Genomic DNA, 24916 nt, shown 5'->3' with positions numbered 1-24916 from the left:
ACTAGAAATAATTAACTGGATTGGTTTTTTCTTGCGATAAAATGCATGCAAAATTAGTCATTTTTTTTGTAAGATAGCTAGCTATTAATTTATTTGTGAATTGCTCGCTTTCATAATGCCCAATATCTGCTAATAAAATTTTGTTTTCTGATTCAAAAAAGTTGTGGTATTTAAGATCTGAAGTTATTAATACGTCAGCATTTTGTGCTTTTGCAGCGCCAATAGCAAAACTTCCAGAACCGCCAAGTAATGCAACTTTTTTGATTTTTCTTCCGTTAAAGTTAGAATGCCTAATGTTGGTGCAATTTAAGTTCTTTTTTACATAGGATAAAAAGTCTTTTTCTTCCATTGCCTTTGGTAGATAACCAATGCTACCCATTCCTATATCCTGGTTTTTATTGCTAATTATACTAATTTCATAGGCTACCTCTTCGTACGGATGATTGTTTTTTAGAGCTGTAATAATATCTTGCTCTTTATGTTTTTGAAAAATTAGATTTAGCTGATTTTCTGTTTCTTCTTTTGGAATCCCTTTTTTACCAACAGATGGGTTGCTGTTTTCGTTTCCTGTAAATCTTCCAATTCCTTTGGAACTAAAACTACATTCTTCGTAATTTCCTATTGCTCCACCACCAGCTTTATGTAATGCATTTAAAACCTCTTTGGTGGCGTCCTCAGGTACATAAGTGGTTAATTTTAATAGGGTGTCTTTTTTAGGGATGAGAATTTTTTGATCTTCTAAACCAAGTTCAACACCCATTTGGTAGCTGACCCCGTTTTTATGATTGTCTAAAGCAGTGTGAATTGCATAAATTGCAATGTTATTTTTAATTGCCTTTAAAACGGCTCTTTCGACATATGTTTTTCCAGTTAGTTTTTTCAACCCAGAAAAAATTATGGGATGGAAGCTAATTATTAGCTGACAATTATTCTTAATTGCCTCATCAACAACCGCTTCAGTTGTGTCTAATGTTATTAGAGTTTTAGTGCATTCAACAGTTTCATCTCCTACTAGTAACCCTACATTATCAAAATCTTCAGCATAGACTGTTGGAGCCCAAGATTCCAAAGTATTCATTATGTCTTTAATTGTCATTGATGTAAGTCAGTTTTTTCATTCTGAAGTGATTCTCTCAGAAACGAAATGTTATCTTTACAAATATAATATATTCGTTGGCATGACCTTCTTACGTTACTTTCTTTTTCCTTTAGCTATTGTTTATAGTTCTGTGACTAGTTTAAGAAATCTTTTTTTTGATTTGGGAATTTTTAGTTCTAAAACTTACAGCAACCCCACAATAGGAGTTGGCAATTTATCGGTTGGAGGGACGGGTAAGTCTGTATGCGTCGATTATATCGTATCCTTGCTAAAAGAAGACAAACCTCTTGCAGTTTTGAGTAGAGGTTATGGTCGTTTATCAAAAGGATTCCTTGAGGCTGATCAAAACAGTACTTTTAAAAGTATTGGGGACGAGCCAATGATGTTATATTCAAAACATCCCGATGTTCGTGTAGCTGTATCAGAGCGTAGACGCCGAGGAATGGAAAATTTACTAAAAACATCTGATTCAGAAACAGTTTTTGTTTGGGATGACTGTATGCAACATCGTTGGGTTTCACCTGATTTAATGATTTTATTAACCTCGCACGATCATTTATTTGTTGATGATTTTCATTTACCTGTCGGAAACTTGAGGGAATTGAGTTCTGGAAAAAAAAGAGCTGATGTAATCATTGTTACTAAATGTCCTACTCAAATTGATCAAAAATCTAAAGATAGAATTGCATCTAAATTACAATTAGCCAAGACCCAACATTTATTTTTTGCTCATATTGGATATTCTGATTTAATTAGAAATAAAGAGCGTACTTTTCCTATTGACAAGATCGAAAATATACCTTTTTTATTGGTTACAGGGATTGCAGATCCCAAACCACTTTTATATTATTTAAGAGCAATTGGCGGTCAGTTTGAACATATGGAGTTTAAAGATCACCATCTTTTCACTGAAAAAGATATTGAGCATATTAAAAAACGTTCCAATGGGTCTTTGATTTTAACTACGGAGAAAGATTTTGCAAGACTCAACACAATTATAGATTCTAATTTGCTTTTCTATATTAGTATTGAAATGAAGTTAGATGAAAAAGACCAAGATCATCTAAATCGAATCTTGATTGAAAACAGCACAAAAACAAAAGTTTAGTCTAATGAATGTGTTTGTGAGCTTTGTAGGAAGAGCGAACTAAAGCTCCACTTTCTACATGTCTAAATCCAAGATCCTTTCCAATAGCTTCGTAACGAGCAAATTGTTCTGGAGTTATAAATTCTTTTACTCCTAGGTGTTTTTTTGTAGGCTGTAAATATTGCCCAATTGTAACTACATCAACTTCAGCTTTTCTTAGGTCATGAAGGGTTTCAATTACCTCTTCTTCCGTTTCCCCCAGGCCGAGCATAATTCCTGATTTTGTTCTACGAACACCTTGTTGTTTTAGGTATAAAAGAACTTCTAAGCTTTGGTCATATTTAGCTTGAATTCTAACTTCACGTGTAAGTCGTCTAACAGTTTCAACATTGTGTGAAACTACTTCAGGATGAACGGCAATAATTCTATCTAAATTTCTTTTGTTTCCTTGAAAATCTGGAATTAAAGTTTCTAGTGATGTATTTGGGTTCATTCTTCGAATAGCGTTTATCGCTTCACCCCATATAATAGAACCACCATCTTTAAGATCATCTCGATCAACCGATGTAATAACTGCATGTTTGATATTCATGATTTTAATAGAACGGGCAACTTTTTCAGGTTCATCCCAGTCCACAGATTCAGGTCTTCCTGTTTTTACACCACAAAATCCACAAGACCGTGTACAAATGTTACCTAATATCATGAAGGTAGCTGTTCCTTCTCCCCAACATTCACCCATATTTGGACAACTTCCTGAGGTACAAATAGTATTTAGCTTGTATTTGTCAACCAAACCTCTTAGTTCGGTGTATTTTTTACCAGTAGGCAATTTAACACGTAACCATTTAGGTTTTCCGGTTGGAGCTTTTGTTTTCGTTTCAGTCGACATAAATCTTATTTTCCAGTGCAAATATACAAACTTCTTACTAGAGCATCAGCAGATAACTTATAGCAAAACTTGTTAAAAAAATAATCCCCAAAACACTAAGTATTTTGAGAGATTTATTGGGCTTGTGTTCTTCTGGCATTTGATCACTTAATACTAATTTGAAGTTTAAGAATGCATAGAACGGGGCTGTTATAAAGGAAAGTACCGTAGCTATTTGAATTAAAATTCCCATTTCAGATAAAAGAAACATAAGAATAAAAATGGTTCCTACGGCTAGAATTAAAAGCCAAGTTTTATAATCTTTTTTGTTTCTATTCGGATAAAGTAATTCGATTGTTTTACTCATTACTCTTGGCGAAGCATCTAGTGTAGTTATTGTAGTGCTAAACATTGTTGTGAGTGCTGCAATTGCAATGATTATATAAAATCCATCACCTAAAGTAGCAGTGTATAAATTAATCAATTGTGCTGCAAAAGTCCCTCCCTGACCGGAAAACTCAATTCCCGATCCAAACATTACAAATGCCCCTAGTCCCATGAAACAAATGCCTAGAATTAGGGTGACCCAGTATCCAACATTGAAGTCAAATAGACTTTCTTTCATCGTTGAGTTTTTATGTAATTCTTTGTTTTTTTCGATTGCCCACAGGGAATGCCATATTGAAATATCCATAGGTGCTGGCATCCATCCCATAAATGCAATCAAGAAAAGTATATTTGCTTCTGAAGGTAAAATTTGTACAAAATCAATAGTATTGGTGTTTTTAAAAGACGCTAAACATACCGCTATAACTGTACTAATAGTTAATGTTAGAATGATCCATTTCACTATTCTGTCTAAGGTCGCATATTTACCAAGCCAAAGAATTAGTGTGCAAAGTAAAGTTATGGCTACAGACCAGTAAACCAAGTTGTCCGATATTCCAAAAATCTGTGATGCTAGTCCTGCAGTTACAATTGTAACTGCAGTTTGAATGGTAAACATCGTTCCAATGTTCAATAAAAAGTAAATTCTTAAAAATCCTTTGCCTAGGTTTAAATAGCCATCTAAAAGACTTTTGTTGGTTGCGTTGGCGAATCGAGGACCATATTGAAAGAAGGGATATTTGAATAAATTCACTAGAATTAAAGCCCAAAGTAAACCCCAACCAAAATCAGCTCCAGCTCGAGTAGATTGAACCAAATGTGAAACTCCAATTGCTGCGCCAGCAAATAAAAGCCCTGGCCCGAGTTTACTTAATCTGTTCTTCATGACTTGTGATCTTTAGGGCTAGTATTTTTTTTGCACGAAGTAGGGTCACTTTAACTGTATTTAAAGGAAGACTTAAACGCTCACTTATCTCTTTGTAGGAAAGCTCTTCAAAATATCGAAGACGAATAATAGCTTTGTATTCTGTCTTTAATGTTTTTATTTTTAGAAGTAAATCGGAAAGGTTTTGAGTGATAATTAAGAGATCTTCAGGAGAAGGGTTTCCATCTTGAACTTGAGTAATTACTTTATCGTCATAGGAAGCGGAGTCAATTTTGTTTTTTAGATTTTCCTTTCTGTGTTGATCAATTTGAAGATTATTTGAAATAGTAATTAACCAAGTTTCGAAGGTGTATTTAGGGTTGAAAGTTTCGATCTTGTCAAATGCTTTAGCAAAAGTTTGAACAGCAATGTCTTCTGCCTGGTCTTCATTATTGTTTTTTTTTAATAAGTAATTGTATAGATAGTCCCAGAAGTTGTCAAATAAAAAACCAAAAGCTTTTTGATTATTTTTTTTTGCCTCGTTTATTGCCTCTAAGACTTGCTGCGATTTCATTTAAAGCTAATTTACAAAAAAATAAAATTAGCTTTTAGCCATTTCTGGGTTTTTACAGTCCTGTTCTTCAGGGAGTTTTCCACAGAAACCACAAGGTTCATTTTCTTTATTTAAAAAGGGGCTTTGACTCGCACATGTTCCGGCAAATTCACCATTTTTCTTTACTAGTATTTTAATCGCAATTCCAGCGAATGCTAAAGCAATTAGTCCAAAAGTTATTAGAAATAATTTTATCATAGTACTGCAAAAATACACTATTTTTTTTTCAGTCCCTAAATTTAAAAATCATAATATCTCCTTTTGATTTATTCAGAAATTACCACTTATTAATTAATTAAACCAGATTTAATTATAAATCTACCACCTGTAACAGGTCGTAACATTAGGTATTATTTATTCATTCATCTTTGAATGAAATTAACAGTTTACTATATCTAAAATGATAAATTCTTACACATTGAATATTTACAATTTTTCCTGGTTTAATGGGGTAATTTTTAAACTAAAAACTTCAAACACATTTTTTAAAGATTCTAGTAAGTTTATTGAAGAACGATTAGCTCATAAACAGGCATCTGCAGTCACAGATGCTCCAGAATATATCCGTATTAATAATTTCGGAGAACGAAAAACAGGTTGGTTGAAATTCAATCCAATAAAAGTAGAAGTTAATATAATCGGAAAGATAACAAGAAAAATAGAACGATATTAGAATGAAATAAACTCCTTTTTAGTAAAAATACAGTAGCTATTGGTCCGCCTTTAGTTTATTGTCCTAACCCATTACAATTTCATAAATAAATATAGTGTTGTGGTTTGATTGAAGGTTTATAAGAGGAGTTTTTCATTTAATATAATTTTAACCTTACATCAATTCGTTAAATACAATAGCGGAGAAGTAATATAAATAAACAACACTAACAAAGAGTTTAATAAAGACTCCGCCTAGAAAGCCAATTAAAGATCCAAGAGCAGATTTTAAAGCTTTTTTCTGGTTATTATCAAGCAAAAGTTCACCAAAGTAAGCTCCTAAAAACGGGCCTATAATCACTCCAAAAGGTACTGGAGATATAAGCCCCAGTACAAGCCCAATAGAAGCTCCATAAGCTCCATTCTTTGTGCCTCCAAATTTTTTGGTTCCAATTGCAGGGATAAAATAGTCTAATAAAAAAACGATTAAAGCAACAGCAAAAGTAATCCATATGAACGTGGGGTTTTCTTTAATGTTAGGGTGTTGGTGTATTAATAAAAGACCCAGCCAACTGGTTAAGGGTCCAGGTAAAATTGGCAGAAAACTCCCTAGAATTCCTAGAAAAATTAGAAAAACTGAGCCGATAATTATTAAAACTTCCATTGTGTATTGAATTAGTTTTTAAAACGTTTTGATGTTGATGTTGAAATGTAGCTCAAAAAGTAGTAATTTTAGATTAAATTGTAAAAAATTATATCTCATGCATATTATAATCAGAACCATTCTTGTTTCATTTTTATTTTTAGTCGTGCAAGGTTGTGAATACTTTAATACTACCACAATAACACCCGCCCAAGTAAAAGAGCAGTCAAATTGGAGTGAAAAAGATGCTGCACCTTCTTTTGAAGACTGTGATGGTTTAGAAGGAGAAGAAAATTTAGATTGTTTTAAAAATTTGGTAGGTGAAAATATTTCATTTGCGCTAAATCAATATTCATTTAATTCAATTGAAATAATAGATGAAGAAATTATTATAAGTATTGAGATTGATGCGGAGGGTAATTTTTCTTTAACCGATATTCAAGATAAAAATGATGTTATTTCTAAAGTAGAGTCTCTTTATTCAGAACTAGAAGATATAATTCTAAATTTACCAACAGCTCTTCCTGCGGTTAAAACCAATGTAGGAGTTAAAGTTAAAACTCAACTTAAACTACCGATTAGAATAATTAGTTCCCCTGGAGAATAATGCATGAAAAAATAATTTTAGGTATTGATCCAGGTACTACAATAATGGGTTTTGGACTAATTAAAATAGTAAAAGGAGAAATGGAGTTCATTCAACTTAATGAATTAATTCTGTCTAAATATGACAATCATTACTTAAAGTTAAAGCATATTTTCAATCGCACAATCGAATTAATTGACAGTTATAATCCTGATGAAATTGCTCTAGAGGCACCTTTTTTTGGTAAAAATGTTCAGTCTATGTTAAAGTTAGGCAGGGCTCAAGGTGTTGCTATGGCAGCTGGCTTGTCTAGAGATATACCGGTAACTGAATACTCTCCTAAAAAAATTAAAATGTCAATTACCGGAAATGGTAATGCAAGCAAAGAGCAAGTTGCAAAAATGCTTCAAAGTCTTTTGGGTTTTAAAACACTTCCCAAAAATTTAGATTCTACAGATGGGTTAGCAGCTGCGGTTTGTCATTTTTTCAATTCCGGATCTGGACAGAGTGATAAAAAATATACAGGATGGGGTGCTTTTGTAAGTCAAAATCCTGGTAAAATTAAAAGTTAAATCCCTTTTTATTTTATGGCAGCTGTATATTTCCATATTCCTTTTTGTAAGAAAGCATGTCACTATTGTAATTTTCATTTTTCTACTTCAATTAAAAATAAAGCATCTATACTGGATGCAATGTTATCTGAATTAAAAATAAGAAAGCTTGAACTAAAATCTGACGGCGTCATAAACAGTATTTATTTTGGAGGAGGAACCCCTTCATTATTATCCGTAAATGAGATTGAAATTCTAATTAATTCTGTTCGAGATTCTTATGTGGTTTCTGAGTCTGCTGAAATTACCCTAGAAATGAATCCAGACGATTATCGACCAAATTACTTACAACAACTAAAGAAAGTTGGGGTGAATCGATTAAGCGTAGGGATTCAATCGTTTCACGAAGAAGAATTAAAATTAATGAATCGTGCTCATAATGCTCAAGAGGCATTTGATGTTTTAGAAGAGATTAAAACAATTTTTGAAAATTTCTCTTTGGATTTAATTTATGGTTTACCGTACAGCACTTTAGAGTCTTGGAAACAAAATATTGATTTTGCATTAAAATATAATCCTAAGCATATATCAAGTTATGTTTTAACAGTTGAGCCCAAAACAGTATTAAAGCATCAAATCGAAACCAGTATAGTTGAATCATTAGATGAGGAAATTGTTCTCAGTCAGTTTAACTATCTAAATCAAAAGTTAGTAGCTGAAGGTTTTGAGCATTATGAACTATCAAGTTTTGGAATCCCAGGGTTCCGGTCTGTTAATAATTCTGGATATTGGAGTGGTGATTCTTATTTAGGAATTGGCCCATCTGCTCACAGTTTTGATGGATTAATTCGGAGTTGGAATGTTTCTAATAACACAAAATATATTAAAGGAATTGCATTAAAAGAGCCTGCAATAGAAAGAGAAAAGTTAACCAAAGCAGATCAGTATAATGAATATTTAATGACAGGACTTAGAAAAGAAGATGGAGTTTCACTGGACTATATTGAAAACAAATTTGGTTCTCATTTTAGAGAACTTCTGGAAAAAGAGGTAGAACCACAAATAGCTTCTAAAATACTTTACTGGGATGGAGATGTGTTAAAAATCTCCAGAGATTCCATGTTTTTAGTAGACGGAGTTGCTTCTGATTTATTTATTTTAAATGGCTAAGATTTATTGGTGTTAAATAAATCAACATAGTACTTATAAAAAAGGGGTATTGTTTCTATGCCTTTAAAGAAATTAAAAAGCCCAAAATGTTCGTTGGGTGAGTGTATAGCATCGCTATCTAAACCAAAGCCCATAAGCACACTTTTTGTTCCTAAAACCTCTTCAAAAAGAGGGACAATTGGAATACTTCCTCCGCCTTTTTGAGGAATTGGTTCAACTCCAAAGGTGTCTGAATATGCTTTATGCGCAGCCTTATATCCAATATTGTTTGTAGGTGTTACATAGGCTTGACCTCCATGATGCTTTATTATTTCTACTTTAACTCCATTTGGTGCAATTGATTTGAAGTGTTTACTGAATAATTCACTAATTATTTCCCAGTCTTGACCAGGGACTAGACGCATTGAAATCTTAGCATGAGCTTTACTTGCTATAACAGTTTTTGCTCCTTCTCCTGTATATCCACCCCATATGCCGTTCACGTCTAACGTAGGACGAATAGAATTTCGTTCAAGGGTGGTGTAACCAGTTTCTCCATAAACAGCATCAATTTCAAGTTCATTTTTATAATCTTCAATATTAAAGGGAGCTTTTGCCATTTCTTTTCGCTCAGAGGTACTTACTTCTTGTACATGATCATAAAAACCGGGTATGGTAATGTGGTTGTTTTCGTCATGAAGCTGAGCAATCATTTTGGTAAGTATATTAATAGGATTAGCGACTGCACCACCATATAATCCTGAATGTAAGTCTCTATTTGGACCGGTTACAATAACTTCCATATAACTAAGACCTCGAAGTCCTGTAGTAATTGAGGGTTGTTTATTACTTATCATTCCAGTATCGGAAATAAGAATAATATCATTCTTAAGTTTGTCCTTATTTTCCTTTATGAAGATTTCTAAATTATCACTGCCAACCTCTTCTTCTCCTTCAATCATGAATTTTACATTACAAGGAAGTCTGTTTTTATTTACCATTACTTCCAGTGCCTTAATGTGCATATACATTTGTCCTTTATCATCGCAGGACCCTCGCGCATAAATTGCCCCTTCTGGGTGTAGTTCACTTTTTTTAATTACGGGTTGGAATGGTGGGCTATCCCAAAGTTCAACCGGATCAGGTGGTTGAACATCATAATGGCCATATACCAAAACAGTAGGTAAATTAGGGTCAATTAAGCGCTCTCCATATACTATTGGATGACCTTTTGTAGGAACTATTTCAGTATGTTTGCATCCAGCATCTGTCAACGCTTTTTTAACCCAAGAGGCTCCTTTTTGAACTTCATCATTATATTTAGAGTCCGCACTTATAGTTGGTATTTTTAAAAGATCAATAAGTTCATCGATAAAACGCTGTTTATCAGCATCCGAAATAGTTATCATACAGTTAAATCTTTAGGTTAAAATATTTATCACAAAGATTATGTTTTTTTCTCACTAAAAAACTTTTTTTATGAAAACTTGATTATATTTGCCACAGTAAATTTTACTGCGGGTGTGGTGAAATTGGTAGACACGCTAGACTTAGGATCTAGTGCTTCACGGCTTGGGGGTTCGAGTCCCTTCACCCGCACAAAAGCCTTCTTTTGAGAAGGCTTTTTTTTTGCATTAATAACTTTTTTGTTCCATAAATAGTATAATTTTAGGAAACAAAATAAGTTTAAGCATAAACAATGATATTTAAATCTAGTTTTTCATATCTATTACTTCTTTTAATCTTCACATCTTCGTGTAATAAATCTAATGATCAAGAAATTAGACCGATTTCTGTAGTAAGTTGTTCGGATGGAATACAGAACGGTGATGAAAATGGAGTAGATTGTGGAGGTACCTGTGCACTTTGTCCAGGTATTAAAGTCTTGGAAGGTGAGCTTTTTGCTAGACTAAAACTAGATATTAGATTTGAATATTTGGTTACAGGTCCCTTTTTGATTCGTGATGGAGCAATTCTTGAAGTTCCAGCAGGAATTAAAATTAAAGTGAAAGAAAATGTAGGAGCCTATATTGCTGTTGCCCAAGGAGGTAAATTATTTACCTGGGGAACAAAGGATAATCCTGTAATTATAACTTCAAATTCTAAAAACCCAGCTCCAGGAGATTGGGGTGGTTTAATTTTTTGTGGAAAGGCACCTGTTTCAAATGGAATTCAATCGCGTTCAGAATTGGGTGATTTTTTCTATGGAGGAAATGACCCTAGTGATGGATCAGGTAGCCTAAGGTATACCAGAATTGAATATGCTGGTGCTGTGTATGCAGATGAAATACGCTTCAATGCATTATCATTTTTCGGGGTAGGTAATTATACCTCTTTAAATAATATAACCGTTTTTGAAGCTGCAGGTACTTCTTTTAAATGGTTCGGGGGTACAGTGAATAGTAGTTATCTTTTTTCCAATAAAAGTGGATCTGTAGGAATGGAGATTGCAGATGGATGGCAGGGGACTGGTTCTTTTTGGCATTCTTATTACAATCAAATTTCTGGAATTCAGGTTGAAAATCAATATTTTGCTTCATCAAATGATCGGAATAACCAATTCAACTTATCTAATATTTCAATTGTTGGAACCAATAATTCGTTTGGTATTCATTTTAAAGAGGGAAACCCAATTGGTCTTATTCAAAACCTATATTTATCAGATGTTTTTATAGGAGTATCTTTATCTGGAGAAAAACCTTTTGGTAATTTAAGTTCTTCTTTATTAAATTTTCAATCCGTTCAAGTTGAAAACTATAATCAATTATCAAATCAATCGGAGGTATTTCCAAATTATATTCAGCAATTAGATGCTTCTGGTTCGGGTTCGAAAGGAGATATTCCAGAGTGGGCAGATTTTTAAAATTAATTTACCTCAAAAGAGGTTGTTAAACTTATTGGTTTACCCAATTTAGAAAACCCTTCAATTTCTACCCAATAGGTCCCTAAAACGTCAGAACTGTAAAATTGAATATCTTTCTTTGAGCTGTTTAATTTAATGTTTGGAGACCAAAAAAGCTGGTGCCTTTCGTCAGGTAAGCGTTTTGTCTGATCGTTGTGAATTTGTTTATAATATTTTTTGTTTGCTTCTGGTTTGATGATGCTGAAGCTTCTACTTTGACTTCGGTCTGAAAGAATTTTTTCAGTAGGATCAAAAGTCGAGATCAGTATAACGCCTTGATATCTTTGTTTTCCAAACACATAGGGTTCTTTGTAAATCGAAATTCTCTTGACTTTACGAGTATCATACTGTATTAGTTTTTCAAGATCTTCTACATACGTTCCATTCAATAGTATTAAAGGCGATGAAGCCAAGTCTAAAATTTTTCCAGTTTTAGTTTTAACAAAAATGGAATGTTTTTTATTTTTATTTTTCCGAATCACTATGGACTTGATAAATTCAAAACAGGTTTCTTTGAATGTCTTAAATCTTTTATAGTCATCTAATTCATAAAATTCTTTTTCAGACTCATTAAAGTATGAATATTGAGAAAGGATATTTATTGAATCTTTTTTGAATTTAAAATATGCGTTTTCTATTTGATTCCTAAGACTTCTTTCAACTAGCGGCTTAAGATGATTTTTTGATAAAGTATAGTCTTCAAAAACCAGGGTGGATAAATCAATATTTTCTTTTGGATCTAAATTGATTGTTATTTCTTGATTAAAGTATTCTAGAGGTTGAATTATTATCTCAGATGCTTCATATCTGTAAGGTATTGTAAATTTGAATTCTCCTAGATTATTTGTCTTCACTTGTTTAAATTGAAATGGATTCCCTGCAATGGAAACAGATATCAGTTTATTTTTTACTGGTTTTTTTGTTGGTTTTAGGTTTATTTTTCCGGAAAAAACTTCTCCTTTTAATTCAGCTATGCTATTTTTTGAGTTGAGGTTCACCAAACTCGTTTTTGTTTGGTTCTTCAATTCTTTTATTGTTTTTCTTTCAGGAGCGGGTATTTTATTTTTTTTACGGATGGATATAGATACGTTGGCAATAGAATCGACTGAATTGTTTCTTGTTTTTACAGTCAAAATAATAAGTTCTCTTTTAGTATACTTTGATTTGTTTGTACTTACTGCCCATTGATTATCAGGATCGGTTTTTATTGAATCTAATAATTTGTTAGACGCGTTTGGATCAATATTAATTTTGTTTTGATCTACGGAATAAGGATTTAATATTACTAAATTTTGTTTGTAGACTTCATTTTGGAATTTAGATTTAATCAGGTTTGTAAATGCAATTAATTTATAGCTACCCGATAGGAGGTTTTCTTTTATAAAAATATCTCCACTAGCTTTTCCTTCTTCAATGATTAATTTTTGTGTACTTACTATATTCTTCTCAGAATCTATAAGTTGTACGTAAGCTATTTTGCTATACTTTCTGTTTTTTGGATTTATTAAATTTAGTTTATAGTACAAGTATTCACCCGGTAGAAACACAGTGTTATTTATGTGAAGATGGATTTGCTCCTCTGTATTTGATTCAATTTCAGAATTAGTTTGAGCTTTTATGTTTAGGCTAAAGAGAATTATAATTATGGACCAAAGTAGCTTCATGTGATTTATGTTATTCAACCCAGAACGAAGGTTTTTTGTTAGACCCAAAAGTTGTACAATCTCCACACTCAGGTGAAACCATTATGAATGGTCCCCCCTCCATTACTCCAAAGTTGTATTGATAAAACCGTACTTCATCTTGGTATATTAAATTTAATAAAGGTCTATTCCCTCTTGTTCCATCAGTTATTGGTGCTGTTAAATTACAATTGTTAAAGTAAGGAGGTAACTCACTTCCCTCAAAAAAGTCATTAAAGTTTAAAAATATTCGTTCTTCATCTGTTGAAGAAACTTGAAAGTATCCGGCTATGTTCTCAGAAGAATTATTGGTGTTCAATATATTACCTTCAATGAATCCCGGCTGATCTTCAGAGAAAATATTCTCTGATCCTTGCGAAAGACCTTGGAGGGTTTCAAAAAATGAATAGGTTTCTTTTGACTGAACATATTGTCTTACTAAAATACTATAACGATGTTGAAGTTTAGGATCATCTTTTCTTATGAAATGGACTTGAAATTTCTCTAAACGATCTTCTGATAATCCCAAGGTGTTATTCAAAATTATTGAACTTGAAGTTCCATATCCGAAACAAACTTGTTCCTCTCTTTCTCTTAAAATAACACTTAAATCAAAAGTACTTCTTCCTTCATTGACAACAACTGCATCATAGGGAGACCATAAGGGAGCAACTATTTTATATGTTTCTTCAAAATCAAAACGATAAAGTTTAGATTTTGAGGAAGGATCATAACTGTCAATATATATACCGATACCTTCTCTGCCAAAGTCATCATATGTTTTTTCTGCATATAACCGATCTAGGTTGGCCGATGTAATCAGACTCTGAGGTTTAGATTCATAGTTTTCCCCATCTGCTGTTGTAATATTTAAAGTATAGTTTGTGTTTTGAGAAGCAGAAAATTCATCAGAAGCTAAGTATTTCCCATTACTTTTTTCTTCAAATGTATAGGTGTTTCCTCGATCATCATTCACTTGAACGACAGCATTTTTCTCTGGAGTAAAAGATCCTCCAAAGGGATAGGAACGAGATAAAAACACTTCATGTTTTTTATATTCTTGTGTAATAATAGACTCAACTACTAAAACTTCTTCAAAATCAGATGGAACTCCGTTAAAAGGAGTTACACAGCCAATTAATAACAAGATGTAAGTCCCCAGGCTTATCGACTTTGTTATTTTTATCCAAAGAAATTTGATTGTTTTTATCATTTCTTAGAATTTTAAATTATAACTAATTGAAGGTACAGCTACACCAAATATTGTGCTTTGTAATCCTTTTACTTCTCCATTTTGAGAAACAAAAAAGACTGAGTATGGGTTGTTTCTTCCCAAAATATTATAAACTGAAATACTCCAAAAACTATGGGCAAGTTTTTTTAGCTTATGACTTCCTTCAATATTAAAACCGAGATCGATTCTAAAATAATCAGGAATTCTGAATTGATTTCTATCACTGTACAGAACAAATTCAGATTGGTTAAAGCTATAATTTCCTACTGGGAAAGTTACAGGTCTACCCGTTTGATAAATAACATTGCTCGATAAGCTTAGACGTTGTGTGAATTTGTAATTCATTACTAAACTAAAATCGTGTGGCTTATCAAAATTAGAAGGAAAAAATTCTCCACCATTTATTTGTTCTTCCCTAAATTGACTTTCAAATTTTTGAAAAGATCTGGAGTAAGTATATCCTAGCCAACCGGATAGTTTCCCTTTGTTTTTACGAATTAATAATTCTGCCCCGTAAGACATTCCTTTTCCTTGGAGTACTTCTGTTTCAATTTGTTCGTTTAATAAAAGGCTAGCTCCTGTTTTAAAGTCAAGTAAATTTTCTTGGTTTTTATGGAATCCTTCAATACTCAATTCATACATGTTGTCATTAAAGTTTTTGTATACTCCAAGAGAGAATTGACTTGATTGTTGCGGTTTAATATTTCTATCGGATAACTTCCAAGTATCTATTGGAGATGCTGTGGTAACATTTGTTAGTGTGTGTAAATATTGATATAAGGAATGGTACCCTAACTTGACCGAGAAAGTGTCTGTAATTAAATAACGTCCAGAAAAACGAAATTCTGGTCCACCATAGGTTTGAGTTACCTCGTTCCTTCCAAAATCATTTGTACCTACAACGCTGTAAACACTTTTCGGTTGATCTTCAGCGTAATCGAACTCTGTTTTTGGGCCAAGGGAATTAAAAAAAGAAAATCGAATTCCAGCATCTATCAATAACTTTTCGTTAAACTTATAGGAATCTGAAAAAAACACTCCGCTTTCTAAAGCATATTCATTATTTAATTTAAACGGTAGAGTTAAATCACTTGATTTTAGGGGCTTTTTTTCACCAGGAGCTACGGTATAGTATTTACTGGAAATTCCATAATTAAAAGTGTTTTTAGAATTAATTACAGAAGTAAAAGCTAATTTTAAATGTTTCTCGTCAATTTTGTATTGTTGTCTAAAATTGCTTGTTGTACTTCCGTCATAATCAATGCCGAATTTATAATTACTGTTAGACAGTTTTAGTCTAACTGAGTTTTCGTTATTGAATTGATGCTCCCATTTTAGGTTAATTAATCGGTTGTTATACCCATATAGTGAGTCCGATGTTATACTGAATTCGTCCTTGCTAAGATAAGCTACAGCCGACAGTTTGTTTTTCTTAGAAATGTCATGATGATAACCAACAATTAAGTCATAAAAATTCGCAGTACTTGAGTTTAATTTTTCATCATTTAAAGATTTCAATACCCAATCAGAGTAAGCGCCTCTTCCACCTATCAAGACTCCTGATTTGTTTTTTTTAATCGGAATTTCAAGGACTGCATTTGCAGTAACTGGTCCCAATGAGGCTTCCCCTTTAATTTTATCTTTAGAAGGAATTTTACTTTTAATATCAAAGACAGCAGATAACCTACCTCCATATCGTGCTGGGATCGCTCCTTTATATATGGATATGTCTTCAATAGCAAATGGATTTAAAGCAGGGAAAATGCCAAAAAAGTGAGCGGGGTTATAAAGAACTGTATTGTCTAACAGGATTAAATTCTGATCACTTTTACCTCCGCGAACATTAAATCCTGATGCGCCTTCTCCTGCGCTACTTATTCCTGGAAGGGTAGTGGCTACTTTTAAAATATCACGTTCACCCATTACTAATGGAATATTTTTTGTGTTTTCTGATTCTAAAAAATTAGTTCCCGTACTAGCATTTTGAACATTTTTTAGAGCAGATACACTTAAGATGACTTCATCTAAATCCTCCGTTACTTCTTCTAGGTTTAGATTCAATATTCCATTATTATAAAGAACCAGCTCTCTTTTAATAGATTCAATTCCTAATGCTTGTGTTTCGATTAGATTAATTCCTGCAGGAAGTTCTAATGTATAGAAGCCTTCTTGATTTGTAACAGCACCTAAGTTTTTGTTTTTAACTAAAATATTGATGTTTTCTAGTGGTGCTCCAGTTCTAGAATTACGAATGATTCCTTTTAGAATGTAGGAATCTTTTTCTTCTCCAATTATTGTTTTTCCAATGGTAACTCTTACAATTTCTATTTCTTTTTGTTGTGCTTTTCTTATGCTTAAAAAAGGAGCAGAATTTTGTTTTTTTGATCTATTTTTCTTCTCATTTTCATTAAAGAAACCAGAGGATAATTCATTGTAAATAACCGTGTTTTCTGTGAGAATTATTTGATTATCCTTCTTAAGGAAGTAATTTAAGTCGGTCTCTTTTAATATAGAGTCTAAAATTAAATTTATCGGTTTATTTTCAAAACTTTGCGAAATTTTTATTTCATCATTAACCCATTGATTAGCAAAGTAAAATTTAAAATTAGTTTCTTCTTCTATTTTTAAAATTGCATCTTTCAGGTAAATATTTGAGAATATAAAAGAATAGTTTTCTTTTTCCTGACCCAATATGATGTAAGAAGAAAATACTAAAATTAAAAGAATAACTTTTTTCATTTACTTCAATTCTCTTTTGTTAAGCGTCCAATCTTCCAATTGTTTCACTAGTTTTTCGATATATTGATCTGGTTTTTCTTTTTTAAGATTTTTTAGCTCTTCTTTAAGGCTAACCAACGAACTTTTAAAGTTTTTAAATTCATTAATTAGTGTTTTTTCAGATTTTAGTTTTATGAATTTAGAACCTTTAATTTGAATGAAATATTCAGATTTGTTTTTAAACTCATGATAAATTACGGCACTATCAGTTCTTTCGTATTTTTTCTTGATAAATTTCTTTATGACCTTAAAAACATCATTATTACAAATTTCCTCGTAATAACCTGATGCTATTAATCCGTTATCTATATATTTAAAATCGTGATTATTTATGCTAAATCTAGGAATATAGTCAGGATACAAGACCAAGATGGGTGAGCCATTCGATTCTGAGTGTTTAATTAATAAACGGTCTAAGAATACATCATATTTAACTGGGATATTTAAGTACACATTTCCTTTATAGTTTAAGTCAATTTTTTTGAATGAATTTTGCAGAAAATAAGGGTGATATTCATTAATTACATTAAATTTTGACTGATGTACTTCTCCATCATAAAGAGCACTATTGAAAACATCCATACTGTCCTCATATTCCTGATAAATTAAATCATAAATAGGTGGATTCTGTGCGTATACTTTAGAAAAAGCAAATACAGTAAGTAGGATATAAACAGCTTTGGTTGTTTTCATTTTAAGGTCTTTCTAACTTTAAAAGATAAGAATTAAATCCTTCAAGTGAAACTTCTGAAAGCGAAGTATTAAAAGCCCCATTACTTGTAATGGTTATACTTCCTAATACATCATTGTTTAACAGATTTACCAAGTTATAACTCCCTTCTGGTAGGCTACTACTAGTAGCTCTAAGGTTAAGCTCATTGCTAGATTGTGAACTTAAATTATGAATTACAATAAATAAATTATTATTGTCAGAATCCGCTCTAACATAAGAAAATAGTCTATTGTTATTGCTTTCTACAAAAGAATAAGAACCGGTTCTTAGAGCAGAATTTTGGGAACGATATTTAATCCAAATTTGATATTGTGACCAAATTGATTCCCGATCTTGTTGTTGGTCAATTGCATTGTATTCTTGGTAGTTAGAATTTATACCATGCCATGGTTGAGCTGATGAAAATCCAGAGTTTGTGCTCGAATCCCACTGCATTGGTCTTCTTATGTTTTCATCAGGTTTTTGCCCTAACATTCCAATTTCTTCACCGTAATAAATGTAGGGTACCCCCGGAAGAGAAAGTAAAATTCGAGCTGCAAGTTTAGCTTTTCTTTCATCCATTCCAAATCTATAAAAACTTCTGTCTTGGTCGTGGTTGGTTAAGAATGTTCCATATTGGTTGGCTTCATAAGTTGTAATTATTTCATTCATTTTTGATTTTAAGTTCGAACTATTCTGATTGTTAATACCGTCTATAATAGCATATGATAAATCAAATTCAAAACAATAATCTAGTCTATGGTCACTATATGGAGCTATATTTTGAGTTGAGGTCCAAGCTTCACCCACGGTCATCAATCCAGGGTCTAAGCTCTTTTGGAAGACATATAAATCCCTCCACCAAGCTAGTGTTTCACTTGTGTTTTCTTGTCGATCACCATTTTCAATCCAATGTTTAACAGCATCAATTCTAAATCCATCTACTCCGATATCTTCTTTCCAAAAACGAATTGTATTTTTAATTTCATTTGTTACTTCTTGATTTTTGTAATTTAAATCAGGCATTCCAGACCAAAATATCCCATAGTAGTAGGAGCTATTTCTTTCGTGCCAAACCTCCTGTCCCCAAGGGCCATTATAATTTGGTTTTGTGGAATTCCACAAATACCAATCTCTTTTACTTTGATTGTCCGCAGAAGCTGTAAACCATGGATGTTGGTCTGAAGTATGGTTACCTACAAAATCTATTATAATTTTAATTCCACGTGAATGAGCCGCGTTAATTAATGCTTTAAAATCATTAATTGATCCATAATCTTCGTTTATGGACCTAAAATCCGTTACGTCATAACCATGATAACTAGGAGAAGGGAAAATGGGCATTAACCATAAAGCTGTTACACCGAGATCAGAATCTGTATCGGGATTTCCGTCATTTAGATAATCTAATTTTTCAATAATTCCTCTTAGGTCTCCAATTCCGTCTCCATTAGAATCATAAAAACTTCTGACAAATATTTCGTAAAAAACAGCATCATTCCACCATTCGTTAGATTCAATATTTTCAATATCAACTAGAGATTCAATACTATTATCAGTATTGATTTTGGCGTCTTTACTACAACTAATTAAAATAGAGCTAAAAGATAGAAGCCAAATTAAACCAGTTGAAATCCCATTATAAATTCTAGTCATAAACTTCATTAAATCATGAAGGAATATATTAAATACTTTTTGGACTTAACGTGTTTGCAATAAATCTTAACAATTATTATCTATTTAATTTAAAGTTATCTAGTTTAATATCATCAAGACCGTCGTTATCAAAAGGATATTCCATCTGATCTTGGATGTTATAAAGTGATATTAGGATAAATTCACTTACAATTACAACAAAATAAGTAATCCACTCTGGTTCTTCAAATCCAATCTTGTTAATTATTGTGGGAGTATAAATTAATGGAAAAATATAAATAAAAATTTTACAATAGGCTTTCAGACTAATTGGAGTTCTGTGTGTGTGAATTGCTTCAAGGTTTTCAATACCTTCATTTACAGATCTCATGAAACCAAAAATTTTCAATTTAAATCCACCTGAAATAACATCCTCATTGGCTAAGATGAAACGCTCTATTTTGTTGACAGAATCATCAATTTCCTGAATTTTTCTTGAATTGTTTTGAAGATAATCAAGAAGATTATCGCTTATTTCATTAATAATTAACTCGATTTCCTTTTTCTTTTCATCAGATAATTTAGCGTTTGTTGCAAAACAAGATTTAATTACATTTAAAGATCCACGAAACCTACTCAAGTGTTCTAAAGCTTTCTCTCTTCGTCTGAAAGCACCACGAATTGCAAAAACCAAGGGAAATATTATTGCGATACTAATTAGAGTGAGGTCTATATTGTAAACAATTTCTAATTCATAAGCTAAATAAGGAACGGCTAATGAAATGATTAAAGTATAAAGGGTACGTTTGTTAATTATGGAAAAATACCTATTCATGATTTTTATTTCTAAAACATTATATTTGATAAATCTATTAACTATATATATGCTATGCAAACCATCAAGACATTATTAATTTTTTTATGTGCTTCAACCTTTGTTTTTGCTCAAGAAGAACCTACCAAATTATTTAGAACTGAAGAAATTGTTCCGATTCAGATTAGTTTTTCTAATCGTGAATTAAAAAAGAGTGACAATGACACTGTATTTTTTGATACCACAATGAAATTCAAAGAAAATGGTGTTTGGAATGAAATAAATGTGGGTGTTCGTGCTCGTGGAAATTTTAGAAGAGCTACATGTTATTTCCCACCTGTGAAAATGAAGATCAAAAAATCGGATGCTAAAGGCACCCTTTTTAAGGGAAACAAAAAACTTAAACTAGTTTTACCATGTAAGCTTGAGGACAATAAAAATGATAATATTTTAAGAGAATTAATAGCTTATAAGCTGTTTGAAATCATATCGCCGTATCACTTTAAGACCAGAAGAGTTTCTGTTGATTTCGAGGAGATTAAGAAAAAAAGCACAAAAAAATTCACCTTAAATGGTTTTTTTATAGAGGATGATAAAAATGTAGCGAAACGCTCAGAGGCTAAAGTTTGGGAGCGTTTTATGCATCCAATGAATATGCTACCTGAGGCATCTGTTAAAAACAATTTGTTTCAATTTATGATTGGTAATACTGATTTTTCAACTGCTTATTCTCATAATGGAAAATTACTTGTTACTGTTCCACAGAACAAATTCATACCGCTTCCTTATGATTTCGATATGTCTGGTATTGTAGATCCTAGTTATGCCGTTACAAATGAAAGTTTAGGTTTAAAAAACATAAGAGATAGACAGTACAGGGGGTTCAAAAGAGACGAGTCTTTAATGTTTGATATGAGAGATGAGTTTGTAGCAAATAAAGCTGCTTTCTTTGCTGTTATTAATAGTTTTAAAAACGATTTTGATAATCCAAAATCTCATCAAGAAGTTGTTGACTATATTACTTCGTTTTTTGAAATAATCGAAGATGACAAACAATTTAAGTTACAAGTCTTAGACGAAATGCGAACTAAGTAACTTATTTATTTAAAACACTTAACATCTTTGTAAAGATTTCAGTGTTATCATATATACCAGAAAACAATGAAGCCGATGGTCCTTTGCTAAAAACAGGGACCATTGTTGCTGTATGACCTAAGCTAGAAAAAATAGCTTCGGGCTCCATGGTTTTAATGTCACCCTTAGGAAGACTTAAACCTCCGGTTTCATGATCTGCGGTAACAATTACCAAGGTGTTTGGATGCTCGACAGTGTAATCTAAAACAGTTTGAATAGCAACATCAAAGTCATTGAATTCAGAGACTACATACTCTAATTCGTTTGCATGACCGCCCCAATCGATTTGAGATCCCTCCACCATTAAAAAGAATGGTTTTTGGTCTCGGTCAAATTTACTTAATATACTTTTAACTGCTTTGTCAAGAGGAAGCCTGCCGTCTAAAATTCTATTGGGTTCATCTCTGTTAGTGAAAAAACCAATTTTTTTAGATTCTGATTTATCAAATTTTGAGAGAGAGGAAACAATATCATATTCTGTCATTTCTTTGATTAAATTTCTTTTGTCTTTTCTTCTGTTAAAATGATTTTCTCCTCCACCAATAAAATAATCAACAACACCTGTGCTTAGTTGAAACGCAATTTCTTGATATTTTCTTCTTGAGTCTACATGAGCATAGAAAGAGGCAGGAGTTGCATGAACAATACTGGAGGTTGAAATTAATCCGGTTTGATATCCTTTTTCATTACATAAATCTAATATAGATTTTGGATATTGGTTTTTTGATCCAATTCCAATAACACCATTAAGAGTTTTAACTCCTGAAGCCATTGCAGTTCCTGAAGCAGCAGAATCTGTAACTAGAGCATTAGAGGAATGTGTTTTTGATAAACCGATAACAGGGAATTTTTCTAAGGAAGTTTTATTACCATTATAATACATTCCGGCTGATATTTGAGTTAACCCCATTCCATCACCGATCATTAAGATGATGTTAGTTGGTGTTTTTTCTTGAGCTAAGGCGCATGAGAAACTAAAAAAAAGACTCGCTAATAGTGAAGTTTTATTCATTATGAAAAATTGAAATAGGTTACAAAATAACAATTAAACTATGTATTTTCAATGTTTTAATACTTGTTTTAATTTAGTTATAATCTTTAAGGTAGCACCAGCTTGATTTTTAATGTATTCTGAATTTAGGGTTCCCATCTTTTTTTGGATGAATTTATCATTTGAAATTTCAGTAAACTTTTCTTTAAAATCTTCAGCAGAACGAACACTTATTAGACCTCCTTTTGATTTTAAATCAAGTGCTTCTTGATAACGCTTATAGTTTTTACCAACAAAAACAGGGATGCCAAATACAGCTGGTTCTAAGATATTATGAAGCCCTTTATTGCCCATTCCTCCTCCCACATATGCAATATCTGCATAACTATATATCTGGGTTAAAATTCCAATACAATCAATTAAAAGAATCTCTTCTCCTATTTCTTTGAGTTCATCTAATCTGCTAAGTCTAATGGTTGGTTTTTTAAAAGATCTCTCAATTTCAATTAATGATTTTTCATCTACATTGTGTGGAGCGATAATGGTCTTAATGTTTGTTGATGAATCAATTACTTTATTTAATATTTCTATGTCCTCTGGCCAGCTACTTCCAACAACAAAACAGTCTTTATTATTTACAAACCGTTCAATTCCATCATTTGAATTATCTTTATTTAAAATATTCAGAACTCGATCATTACGAGTGTCACCAATTATAATTGAATTATTGATGTTAATAGAATTTAAAAGATCTTGAGAATCTTGATTTTGGACAAAAAAGAAATCTATTTTTCTCAATATATTTCTCATAAATAGACCGAAAGGTTTAAAAAATAATTGTTCTGATCTGAAGATGCTTGCTATTGAAAAAATGAGGATATTTTTATTTTTAACTTCTTTGATTAAGCCTGGCCAAAATTCATATTTGATTAAAAAAAGAGCATCAGGATTTAGAACTTCAAGAAATTCCCGTAGGTAACTTGTTTTGTCTAAAGGTAAGTAGGTAACAACATCTGCTAGTGGATAGTTTTTTTGGATTTCAAATCCAGAGGGCGAAAAAAAAGTAAGAGCAATCTTGTAATTTGGATATTCTTTTTTTGAAGCAACAATTAAAGGACGAGCTTGTTCAAATTCCCCTAAGGAAGCACAATGAAACCATAAAACATGATCTGAGGGGCTTATTTTTTCTTGAATGGTTGGGATGATATTCTTTCGTACGCTAAGAAAATGATCTATTTTATTGGAAAATAATGCTACTAAACGAAGTAAAAACAGCACAATTCCTATTACAAACGTGTATAACATAGCTTCGTATTGAATATTCAAAAATAGTTTATCTGGTAATCCCATGAAAGAAGAATCCTTTTTTTAAATTTACGTTTTAAATTTTCAAGATGAAAAAAATCCAAATGGTAGACCTGAAGGGTCAATATGAGTTTATTAAGCCCGAGGTAAATGCTGCCCTGCAAGATGTTTTAGAAAACACTTCTTTTATAAACGGTCCAGCAGTTCATGCTTTTCAGTCCGATCTAGAAAAGTATCTTGGGGTTAAAAATGTTATCCCTTGCGCAAACGGTACAGATGCTTTGCAAATTGCATTGATGGGTCTTGGATTAAAACCAGGAGATGAAATAATTACTGCAGATTTTACTTTTGCAGCAACAGTTGAGGTAATTGGACTTCTTAATTTAACCCCGGTATTGGTTGATGTGGATCCAAAAACCTTTAATATTGATCCCGTTGAAATCGAAAAAGCAATTACTTCCAAAACTAAAGCAATCATTCCAGTTCATCTTTTTGGACAATGTGCTCCAATGGATGAGATTATGGAGATCGCAAATAAACACAAGCTTTTTGTAATTGAAGATAATGCTCAAGGAATTGGTGCAACCTACACTCATAAAGATGGTTCAAAATCTAAAACAGGAACCATTGGTCATGTTGCAGCTACTTCTTTTTTTCCATCTAAGAATTTAGGAGCTTATGGAGATGGAGGAGCAATATTTACGAATGACGATGAATTGGCTCACTTGATTAGAGGGATTGTTAACCACGGTATGTACACTCGATATTACCACGATGTAGTTGGGGTGAATTCAAGATTAGACTCAATGCAAGCTGCAGTTCTAAAGATTAAACTTCAGTATTTAGATTATTATAACGAAAGAAGAAAGCAAGCTGCTATTCAGTATACTCAATTGCTAAAAGATCATCCTAATGTAATTACTCCTTTCAGGTTGTATGATTGTAATTCTCACGTTTTTCATCAGTATACTCTTAGGATAATCAATAATGATAGAGACGGGTTGGTTAAGTTTTTAAATGAAAACGATATTCCGTGTGGTATATATTATCCTGTGCCACTTCATTTGCAAAAAGCATATACCCATGAGGGTTATAATGAAGATGATTTTAAAGTTACTAATCAATTGGTGAAAGAGGTTATTGCCCTTCCAATGCATTCCGAATTAACTACAGATCAAATAGAGTTTATTGTTTCTAAGATTAAAGAGTTTTTGAAAAGGTAAAATT

Annotated in this window: 23 protein-coding genes and 1 tRNA gene; 9 read left to right on the top strand and 15 right to left on the bottom strand. The window is 32.1% G+C overall.

Annotation, left to right across the window (positions count from 1 at the left end; all coding sequences use genetic code 11):
* Position 1: 1 nt before the first annotated feature.
* Complete coding sequence (locus NG655_RS08135) at positions 2 to 1096, bottom strand: Nif3-like dinuclear metal center hexameric protein (protein ID WP_252158823.1); 1095 nt, start codon at positions 1094 to 1096, stop codon at positions 2 to 4.
* On the opposite strand from NG655_RS08135, the gene lpxK reads away from it, so the two are divergent.
* Positions 1080 to 2207 carry a tetraacyldisaccharide 4'-kinase gene (lpxK, locus tag NG655_RS08130; protein ID WP_252158822.1) on the top strand — a complete coding sequence of 376 codons (1128 nt, stop codon included), beginning with the start codon at positions 1080 to 1082 and terminating at the stop codon, positions 2205 to 2207. The genes NG655_RS08135 and lpxK overlap by 17 nt on opposite strands.
* A gap of 1 nt (position 2208) precedes the next feature.
* On the opposite strand, the gene lipA is transcribed toward lpxK, so the two are convergent.
* From lipA to NG655_RS08110, 4 genes are read right to left on the bottom strand one after another with little or no spacing between them, the layout of a single operon-like run.
* Entirely contained in the window at positions 2209 to 3078 is an 870-nt protein-coding gene (gene lipA / locus NG655_RS08125; protein WP_252158821.1) for a lipoyl synthase, read from the bottom strand.
* Positions 3079 to 3115: 37 nt separating this feature from the next.
* On the bottom strand, positions 3116 to 4330 hold the full coding sequence (locus NG655_RS08120; protein WP_252158820.1) for an NRAMP family divalent metal transporter: 1215 nt from the start codon (positions 4328 to 4330) through the stop codon (positions 3116 to 3118).
* Positions 4311 to 4883, bottom strand: a complete 573-nt coding sequence (locus NG655_RS08115; RefSeq protein WP_252158819.1) for an RNA polymerase sigma factor — start codon at positions 4881 to 4883, stop codon at positions 4311 to 4313. The genes NG655_RS08120 and NG655_RS08115 overlap by 20 nt, the downstream gene beginning before the upstream one ends.
* A gap of 27 nt (positions 4884 to 4910) precedes the next feature.
* Complete coding sequence (locus NG655_RS08110) at positions 4911 to 5117, bottom strand: membrane or secreted protein (protein ID WP_252159107.1); 207 nt, start codon at positions 5115 to 5117, stop codon at positions 4911 to 4913.
* A 223-nt stretch (positions 5118 to 5340) separates the two neighbouring features.
* Between NG655_RS08110 and NG655_RS08105 the strand changes: the two genes are divergently transcribed.
* Positions 5341 to 5595: a hypothetical protein gene (locus NG655_RS08105; protein WP_252158818.1), complete on the top strand. Its 255-nt coding sequence runs from the start codon at positions 5341 to 5343 to the stop codon at positions 5593 to 5595.
* 153 nt (positions 5596 to 5748) lie between these two features.
* On the opposite strand, the gene NG655_RS08100 is transcribed toward NG655_RS08105, so the two are convergent.
* Positions 5749 to 6237 (bottom strand): DUF456 domain-containing protein, encoded by a 489-nt coding sequence (locus NG655_RS08100; protein WP_252158817.1) that lies wholly within the window; start codon positions 6235 to 6237, stop codon positions 5749 to 5751.
* A gap of 97 nt (positions 6238 to 6334) precedes the next feature.
* On the opposite strand from NG655_RS08100, the gene NG655_RS08095 reads away from it, so the two are divergent.
* From NG655_RS08095 to hemW, 3 genes are read left to right on the top strand one after another with little or no spacing between them, the layout of a single operon-like run.
* Positions 6335 to 6823 carry a hypothetical protein gene (locus NG655_RS08095; RefSeq protein WP_252158816.1) on the top strand — a complete coding sequence of 163 codons (489 nt, stop codon included), beginning with the start codon at positions 6335 to 6337 and terminating at the stop codon, positions 6821 to 6823.
* Positions 6820 to 7374: a crossover junction endodeoxyribonuclease RuvC gene (gene ruvC / locus NG655_RS08090; protein ID WP_252159106.1), complete on the top strand. Its 555-nt coding sequence runs from the start codon at positions 6820 to 6822 to the stop codon at positions 7372 to 7374. The genes NG655_RS08095 and ruvC overlap by 4 nt, the downstream gene beginning before the upstream one ends.
* Positions 7375 to 7389: 15 nt before the next feature.
* Positions 7390 to 8523 carry a radical SAM family heme chaperone HemW gene (gene hemW / locus NG655_RS08085; RefSeq protein WP_252158815.1) on the top strand — a complete coding sequence of 378 codons (1134 nt, stop codon included), beginning with the start codon at positions 7390 to 7392 and terminating at the stop codon, positions 8521 to 8523.
* On the opposite strand, the gene NG655_RS08080 is transcribed toward hemW, so the two are convergent.
* A complete protein-coding gene (locus NG655_RS08080) occupies positions 8520 to 9911 on the bottom strand; it encodes a dipeptidase (protein WP_252158814.1) in 1392 nt (463 codons plus the stop codon). The genes hemW and NG655_RS08080 overlap by 4 nt on opposite strands.
* A gap of 108 nt (positions 9912 to 10019) precedes the next feature.
* Between NG655_RS08080 and NG655_RS08075 the strand changes: the two genes are divergently transcribed.
* Positions 10020 to 10101: transfer RNA gene (locus NG655_RS08075), tRNA-Leu, on the top strand.
* A 100-nt stretch (positions 10102 to 10201) separates the two neighbouring features.
* Complete coding sequence (locus NG655_RS08070; protein ID WP_252158813.1) at positions 10202 to 11365, top strand: hypothetical protein; 1164 nt, start codon at positions 10202 to 10204, stop codon at positions 11363 to 11365.
* Positions 11366 to 11367: 2 nt separating this feature from the next.
* On the opposite strand, the gene NG655_RS08065 is transcribed toward NG655_RS08070, so the two are convergent.
* From NG655_RS08065 to NG655_RS08040, 6 genes are all read right to left on the bottom strand, one after another.
* Entirely contained in the window at positions 11368 to 13068 is a 1701-nt protein-coding gene (locus tag NG655_RS08065) for a hypothetical protein (RefSeq protein ID WP_252158812.1), read from the bottom strand.
* Positions 13069 to 13078: 10 nt separating this feature from the next.
* Positions 13079 to 14299 (bottom strand): DUF4249 domain-containing protein, encoded by a 1221-nt coding sequence (locus NG655_RS08060; protein WP_252158811.1) that lies wholly within the window; start codon positions 14297 to 14299, stop codon positions 13079 to 13081.
* Between the two features lie 3 nt (positions 14300 to 14302).
* Positions 14303 to 17059 carry a TonB-dependent receptor gene (locus NG655_RS08055; protein WP_252158810.1) on the bottom strand — a complete coding sequence of 919 codons (2757 nt, stop codon included), beginning with the start codon at positions 17057 to 17059 and terminating at the stop codon, positions 14303 to 14305.
* Entirely contained in the window at positions 17060 to 17791 is a 732-nt protein-coding gene (locus NG655_RS08050) for a hypothetical protein (RefSeq protein ID WP_252158809.1), read from the bottom strand.
* 1 nt (position 17792) lies between these two features.
* The gene (locus tag NG655_RS08045; protein ID WP_252158808.1) at positions 17793 to 19466 is read right to left on the bottom strand and encodes an alpha-amylase family glycosyl hydrolase; all 1674 of its coding nucleotides are present in this window, start codon (positions 19464 to 19466) and stop codon (positions 17793 to 17795) included.
* Positions 19467 to 19542: 76 nt separating this feature from the next.
* Positions 19543 to 20280: a hypothetical protein gene (locus NG655_RS08040; RefSeq protein ID WP_252158807.1), complete on the bottom strand. Its 738-nt coding sequence runs from the start codon at positions 20278 to 20280 to the stop codon at positions 19543 to 19545.
* Between the two features lie 54 nt (positions 20281 to 20334).
* Between NG655_RS08040 and NG655_RS08035 the strand changes: the two genes are divergently transcribed.
* On the top strand, positions 20335 to 21354 hold the full coding sequence (locus tag NG655_RS08035) for a CotH family protein (RefSeq protein ID WP_252158806.1): 1020 nt from the start codon (positions 20335 to 20337) through the stop codon (positions 21352 to 21354).
* A 1-nt stretch (position 21355) separates the two neighbouring features.
* On the opposite strand, the gene NG655_RS08030 is transcribed toward NG655_RS08035, so the two are convergent.
* The gene (locus NG655_RS08030) at positions 21356 to 22405 is read right to left on the bottom strand and encodes an alkaline phosphatase (protein ID WP_252158805.1); all 1050 of its coding nucleotides are present in this window, start codon (positions 22403 to 22405) and stop codon (positions 21356 to 21358) included.
* A 48-nt stretch (positions 22406 to 22453) separates the two neighbouring features.
* The gene (locus tag NG655_RS08025) at positions 22454 to 23734 is read right to left on the bottom strand and encodes a 3-deoxy-D-manno-octulosonic acid transferase (protein ID WP_252158804.1); all 1281 of its coding nucleotides are present in this window, start codon (positions 23732 to 23734) and stop codon (positions 22454 to 22456) included.
* A gap of 44 nt (positions 23735 to 23778) precedes the next feature.
* Between NG655_RS08025 and NG655_RS08020 the strand changes: the two genes are divergently transcribed.
* Positions 23779 to 24912 (top strand): DegT/DnrJ/EryC1/StrS family aminotransferase, encoded by a 1134-nt coding sequence (locus tag NG655_RS08020; RefSeq protein WP_252158803.1) that lies wholly within the window; start codon positions 23779 to 23781, stop codon positions 24910 to 24912.
* The last annotated feature ends 4 nt before the right edge of the window (positions 24913 to 24916 follow it).

The sequence above is a fragment of the Candidatus Arcticimaribacter forsetii genome (assembly GCF_910589745.1).
Taxonomy (GTDB): domain Bacteria; phylum Bacteroidota; class Bacteroidia; order Flavobacteriales; family Flavobacteriaceae; genus Arcticimaribacter; species Arcticimaribacter forsetii.
Note: the sequence above shows the minus strand (reverse complement) of the source record. Positions and strands in the feature narration are given on the sequence as shown.

Coding starts and splice junctions, on each gene's coding strand:
- lpxK (WP_252158822.1), top strand. CDS start 1,080: ATGTCTTTAATTGTCATTGATGTAAGTCAGTTTTTTCATTCTGAAGTG.
- NG655_RS08135 (WP_252158823.1), bottom strand. CDS start 1,096: ATGACAATTAAAGACATAATGAATACTTTGGAATCTTGGGCTCCAACA.
- lipA (WP_252158821.1), bottom strand. CDS start 3,078: ATGTCGACTGAAACGAAAACAAAAGCTCCAACCGGAAAACCTAAATGG.
- NG655_RS08120 (WP_252158820.1), bottom strand. CDS start 4,330: ATGAAGAACAGATTAAGTAAACTCGGGCCAGGGCTTTTATTTGCTGGC.
- NG655_RS08115 (WP_252158819.1), bottom strand. CDS start 4,883: ATGAAATCGCAGCAAGTCTTAGAGGCAATAAACGAGGCAAAAAAAAAT.
- NG655_RS08100 (WP_252158817.1), bottom strand. CDS start 6,237: ATGGAAGTTTTAATAATTATCGGCTCAGTTTTTCTAATTTTTCTAGGA.
- NG655_RS08095 (WP_252158816.1), top strand. CDS start 6,335: ATGCATATTATAATCAGAACCATTCTTGTTTCATTTTTATTTTTAGTC.
- hemW (WP_252158815.1), top strand. CDS start 7,390: ATGGCAGCTGTATATTTCCATATTCCTTTTTGTAAGAAAGCATGTCAC.
- NG655_RS08080 (WP_252158814.1), bottom strand. CDS start 9,911: ATGATAACTATTTCGGATGCTGATAAACAGCGTTTTATCGATGAACTT.
- NG655_RS08070 (WP_252158813.1), top strand. CDS start 10,202: ATGATATTTAAATCTAGTTTTTCATATCTATTACTTCTTTTAATCTTC.
- NG655_RS08065 (WP_252158812.1), bottom strand. CDS start 13,068: ATGAAGCTACTTTGGTCCATAATTATAATTCTCTTTAGCCTAAACATA.
- NG655_RS08060 (WP_252158811.1), bottom strand. CDS start 14,299: ATGATAAAAACAATCAAATTTCTTTGGATAAAAATAACAAAGTCGATA.
- NG655_RS08055 (WP_252158810.1), bottom strand. CDS start 17,059: ATGAAAAAAGTTATTCTTTTAATTTTAGTATTTTCTTCTTACATCATA.
- NG655_RS08050 (WP_252158809.1), bottom strand. CDS start 17,791: ATGAAAACAACCAAAGCTGTTTATATCCTACTTACTGTATTTGCTTTT.
- NG655_RS08045 (WP_252158808.1), bottom strand. CDS start 19,466: ATGACTAGAATTTATAATGGGATTTCAACTGGTTTAATTTGGCTTCTA.
- NG655_RS08040 (WP_252158807.1), bottom strand. CDS start 20,280: ATGAATAGGTATTTTTCCATAATTAACAAACGTACCCTTTATACTTTA.
- NG655_RS08035 (WP_252158806.1), top strand. CDS start 20,335: ATGCAAACCATCAAGACATTATTAATTTTTTTATGTGCTTCAACCTTT.
- NG655_RS08030 (WP_252158805.1), bottom strand. CDS start 22,405: ATGAATAAAACTTCACTATTAGCGAGTCTTTTTTTTAGTTTCTCATGC.
- NG655_RS08025 (WP_252158804.1), bottom strand. CDS start 23,734: ATGGGATTACCAGATAAACTATTTTTGAATATTCAATACGAAGCTATG.
- NG655_RS08020 (WP_252158803.1), top strand. CDS start 23,779: ATGAAAAAAATCCAAATGGTAGACCTGAAGGGTCAATATGAGTTTATT.